Raw genomic sequence first — 4,285 nt, forward strand, 5'->3', positions numbered from 1 at the left:
GCCGTGCTCGTCACCCAGTTGCTGCTCGCCGTGTGGCTGAAGTCCACCCGGCCCAAGGTGCTTCCCATCGCATGAGCTCGAAAATGACCAAGCCGGCGTCGTCGGGCTGGTGGCCGCTCATCAAGCTGCTGCCGGTCAAGACCAACTTCCGCTTCATGCGGTACGCCAAGGCGTATCTCATCCTGTCCGCGATCTTGTCGCTGGCGGCCGTGGTGCTGACCGTCTATCCGGCGACGCCCCCGTGCGGCGGCCTCAACTGCGGCGTCGATTTCCGCGGCGGCACGGTGATCGAGCTTTCGACGCCGAACCCCGACCTGGCGCGGATCCGCCAGGCGCTAGACGGCCGCGGCCTCGGCGACGTCCAGGTCCAGGCTTTCGGCAGCGCCAACGACGTCCTCGTGCGCTTCGAGACGCCAGAAGGCCAGGAGACCGCCGTCGCCGTCGAAGGCGCAAAGCAGGCCCTGACCCAGGCGCTCGGCCAGGTGAGCTTCCAGCGCACCGAGGGCGTGTCGTCCAAGGTCTCCGGCGAGCTCTTCCGCAACGGCGGCCTGGCCCTGTTCCTCGGCATCGCCATGATGATGACCTACATCTGGTTCCGCTTCGGCCTGACCTTCGGGGTCGGGGCCGCCGCGGCCCTGGTCCACGACGTCGTGCTGACGTTCGGCCTGTTCGCCGTCACCGGGATGGAGTTCACCCTGACGACGGTGGCCGCCATCCTGACCATCATCGGCTATTCGGTGAACGACACCGTCGTCGTGCTCGACCGCGTCCGCGAGAACCTGCGCAAGTACAAGCGCATGCCCCTGGCCGAGGTCATCGACCTCTCGATCAACGAGACGCTGTCGCGGACGGCGATAACCGGCGTCACCGGCCTGATGGCGCTCGGCGTCCTGGCGGCGTTCGGCGGCGACGCTCTGTTCGGGTTCTCCATCGCCATGATCTTCGGGATCGTGGTCGGCACCTATTCGTCGTTCTTCGTCGCCGCCAGCATGCTGCTGGTGCTTGGGGTCAAGCGCGGCGAGATCGAGGCCGAGGTGAGCGCAAAGCCGGCCAACGCCAAGCCCTGACGTGGCCCGCGACGCGCCCACCATCGACGCCTACGGCGGCGGCGGGTTCCGGCTTTCGGGGGCGCGTCACGAAGGCTCCGTGCTGATCGTCGCCGACGAGGCCCGGGCTTGGCCGGTGGCCGATGTCGCCGGCCTTACCGTGGACAGTCTCGCGCCGGTGTTCGCCGCCGGGCGAGGCGAGGTCGAGTTCCTGCTGCTCGGCATGGGTGCGCGCAACGTCCAGCCCTCGCGCGCCGTCCGAGACGCCCTCAGCCAGGCTGGCATGGGCCTGGAATTCATGGACACGCCGGCCGCCGCGCGGCTCTACAACGTCCTGACCGCCGAGGGGCGGAAGCTCGCGGCGGCGCTGATCGCACTCTGATCCATGCAAGCGGCGCTTTGCGCCTGCGTCATCCTGACCCTATACCTGACAGCTGAGCTAGGATTCGAGGGGACATGAAGATGGCTGGACTGCTTTCGAACTTCCGCAACACCGTGATCCTCAGCGTCATTCTCGCGCTGGTCATGGTCTTCGCCTTCTCGCAGAGCCCGCAAGGCGTAAGCGTCATCTACTGGCAAGCGGTGTTCCGCTGGCTGCACGTGGTGTTCGGCATCCTTTGGATCGGGCTGCTCTACTACTTCAACTTCGTCCAGATCCGGAAGATGCCCGAGATCCCGGCCGAGCTTAAGCCGGCGGTGTCGAAGTACATCGCCCCTGAGGCGCTGTTCTGGTTCCGCTACGCCGCTCTCGGCACCGTGCTGATGGGCTTGATCATCACCTTCCTGCGCGGCCACCAGTACGCCACGGAGACCTTCTCGCTCGGCCTCGCTGGCGGCTACTCGGCGGCCGACACCGGCTTCACCCTGATGGGCCTGGGCATGTGGCTGGCGATCATCATGTTCATCAACGTCTGGGCGTTCATCTGGCCGAACCAGAAGATCGCCCTGGGCATCGTCGAGGCGGACGCCGACGCCAAGGCCAAGGCCGGCCGCACCGCGATGCTGTTCTCGCGCACCAACCTGCTGCTCTCTATCCCGATGCTGACCTCGATGAGCATGTATCAGTCGCTGTTCGGCTGATCCGCCCGCACAGTTCGGAAAGGCCCGCCCCTGCGGCGGGCCTTTTTCGTTGAGGAGCCATGAGCGACGATCCTTCAGACCTCGACGGCCTCGTGCGCCGGGTCGACCCCGACCGCTGGATGTCCAGCCGGTTCATCGCCGACCCGGGGCAGCGGGCGGACGCCATCGCGCTCTACGCTTTCGACTACGAACTGGCCCGGGCGCCCCGCGTTGCGTCCAACCCGCTGCTCGGCGAGATCCGCCTGACCTGGTGGCGCGAAGTTCTCGACGAAGCGTTCGAGGGGCGTACGGCGCGCCGCCATCCCACCGCCGAGGCGCTGGCCGCCGCCATCCGTCGCCACGATCTGCCGCGTGCACCGCTCGAGGCGATGATCGACGCCCGCTACCGGGAACTGGATCCCACCCCGATGACGGCCGAAGAGGCGCGGGCCTTCGCCTCGGAGACCGCCGGCGGCCTCGCCGCCCTGGTCGCCCGGATCCTTGATCCTGATGCCGATCCGGAGGCCGCGCACGTCGCGGGCGCCGTCTGGGCCTTGCGGCGTAGGGGCGAGCCGGTCGCAGACCTCGTGACCGCGCGAACGCTGAGCGCCGCCGCCTTCCCGGCGATCGCCCACGCCGCAATGCCGTCAGACGGATCGGAACTGGCTCGCCGCGTGCGGCTGCTCTGGGCGGTGCTGCGCGGCCGGGTCTGACGCCTACTCAGCCGCTTCGAGCGCCGGCGCGACCCAGGCGTTGAGGTCGGCAAGGGCCCGCTCGCCCATCAACCGCTTCTTGGCGCGCCCGCGTTCCTTCGGCGGCAGGCGCTTGCCATTGGCGTCGTGGCGTGGCGCCTCCAGCGGCGGCAGAAGGCCATAATTGATGTTCATCGGCTGGAACGAGCCCTTGCCGCCGTCCAGGTGGCCGCCGGTGATGTGGGCGACGAGCGCGCCGAGCGCGGTGGTTGGCGGCGGGGCCTCGATCGGCTGACCGAGCCGTTCCGCCGCCGCCAGCCGTCCGGCCAGGAGGCCGATGGCGGCGCTTTCGACATAGCCTTCGACGCCCGTGACCTGGCCCGCGAACCGCAGGCGCCGATCGGCCTTGAGCCGCAGCTGGTCGTCCAGCAGTCGCGGCGAATTCAGGAAGGTGTTGCGGTGCAGGCCGCCGAGCCGGGCGAACACCGCCTTCTCAAGCCCAGGGATGGTGCGGAAGATCTCGGTCTGGGCGCCGTGCTTCAGCTTGGTCTGGAAACCGACCATGTTCCACAGCGTGCCCAGCGCATTGTCCTGACGCAATTGCACGACCGCCCATGCCTTCTCGGCCGGATTGTGTGCGTTGGTCAGGCCGACCGGCTTCATTGGGCCGTGCCGCAGCGTCTCCCGCCCGCGCTCGGCCATGACCTCGATCGGCAGGCAGCCGTCGAAGTAAGGCACGTCCTCCCAGTCCTTGAATTCCGATTTCGGCCCGGCCAGCAGGGCGTCGATGAACCTGTCGTATTGGTCCTTGGTCATCGGACAGTTGATGTAGGCGGCCGCATCGCCGCCGGGGCCTTCCTTATCGTAGCGGGACTGGCGCCACGCCACGTCCATGTCGATGCTGTCGAACGACACGATCGGCGCGATGGCGTCGAAGAAGGCCAGCTGCCCTTCGCCGGTCAGGTCGAGGATCGCCTGCGCCAGAGCCGGAGAGGTGAGGGGGCCCGTGGCGACCACGACGCTGTCCCACTCGCCCGGCGGCAGGCCGGCGACTTCCTCGCGGGCGATGGTGACGAGCGGGTGAGCCTCCAGCCGCTCGGTCACAGCCTGAGAAAAGCCGTCGCGGTCGACCGCCAGGGCGCCGCCGGCCGGCACCTGGTTCGCATCGCCCGCGGACATGATGATCGAACCCAGCCGCCGCATCTCGGCATGCAGCAGGCCGACCGCATTTCCGGTCCAGTCGTCGGCCCGGAAGGAGTTGGAGCAGACCAGTTCGGCGAGCCGGTCGGTGTGGTGCGCGTCGGTCCCGCGAACCGGCCGCATTTCATGCAGGATCACCGGCACGCCGGCCTCCGCGATCTGCCAGGCGGCTTCGGATCCGGCCAGGCCGCCGCCGACCACATGTATGGGAGCTGTCGTCATGCGCGGCTAACTAGCAACGAACACCGCACATCGCGAGCGAGGCCTTGCAGAGGCCTTGCGTTGGGG

5 protein-coding genes are annotated in these 4,285 nt (G+C 68.3%); 4 read left to right on the forward strand and 1 reads right to left on the reverse strand.

The window, feature by feature from the left end:
* Nucleotides 1–83: 83 nt before the first annotated feature.
* The 4 genes from secF to ACILRF_RS14830 all read left to right on the forward strand — a co-directional run bounded on the left by secF (nucleotide 84) and on the right by ACILRF_RS14830 (nucleotide 2,818).
* Nucleotides 84–1,067, forward strand: coding sequence for a protein translocase subunit SecF (gene secF / locus ACILRF_RS14815; protein WP_395674223.1), 984 nt, complete (start codon nucleotides 84–86; stop codon nucleotides 1,065–1,067).
* Nucleotide 1,068: 1 nt separating this feature from the next.
* Nucleotides 1,069–1,428, forward strand: a complete 360-nt coding sequence (locus tag ACILRF_RS14820) for an Mth938-like domain-containing protein (RefSeq protein ID WP_395674225.1) — start codon at nucleotides 1,069–1,071, stop codon at nucleotides 1,426–1,428.
* Between the two features lie 80 nt (nucleotides 1,429–1,508).
* On the forward strand, nucleotides 1,509–2,126 hold the full coding sequence (locus ACILRF_RS14825; protein ID WP_395674227.1) for a hypothetical protein: 618 nt from the start codon (nucleotides 1,509–1,511) through the stop codon (nucleotides 2,124–2,126).
* 59 nt (nucleotides 2,127–2,185) lie between these two features.
* A complete protein-coding gene (locus tag ACILRF_RS14830; protein ID WP_395674229.1) occupies nucleotides 2,186–2,818 on the forward strand; it encodes a squalene/phytoene synthase family protein in 633 nt (210 codons plus the stop codon).
* Nucleotides 2,819–2,821: 3 nt separating this feature from the next.
* Here the strand turns inward: ACILRF_RS14830 and trmFO are convergent, their stop codons facing one another.
* Nucleotides 2,822–4,219, reverse strand: a complete 1,398-nt coding sequence (trmFO, locus tag ACILRF_RS14835) for a methylenetetrahydrofolate--tRNA-(uracil(54)-C(5))-methyltransferase (FADH(2)-oxidizing) TrmFO (RefSeq protein WP_395674231.1) — start codon at nucleotides 4,217–4,219, stop codon at nucleotides 2,822–2,824.
* Between the last annotated feature and the right edge of the window lie 66 nt (nucleotides 4,220–4,285).

The organism is Phenylobacterium sp. (genome assembly GCF_044236515.1).
Lineage (GTDB): Bacteria > Pseudomonadota > Alphaproteobacteria > Caulobacterales > Caulobacteraceae > Phenylobacterium.

Bases quoted from the DNA above. Each gene is read 5' to 3' on its own strand.
- secF (WP_395674223.1), top strand. From the start codon at position 84: ATGACCAAGCCGGCGTCGTCGGGCTGGTGGCCGCTCATCAAGCTGCTG.
- ACILRF_RS14825 (WP_395674227.1), top strand. From the start codon at position 1,509: ATGGCTGGACTGCTTTCGAACTTCCGCAACACCGTGATCCTCAGCGTC.
- ACILRF_RS14830 (WP_395674229.1), top strand. From the start codon at position 2,186: ATGAGCGACGATCCTTCAGACCTCGACGGCCTCGTGCGCCGGGTCGAC.
- trmFO (WP_395674231.1), bottom strand. From the start codon at position 4,219: ATGACGACAGCTCCCATACATGTGGTCGGCGGCGGCCTGGCCGGATCC.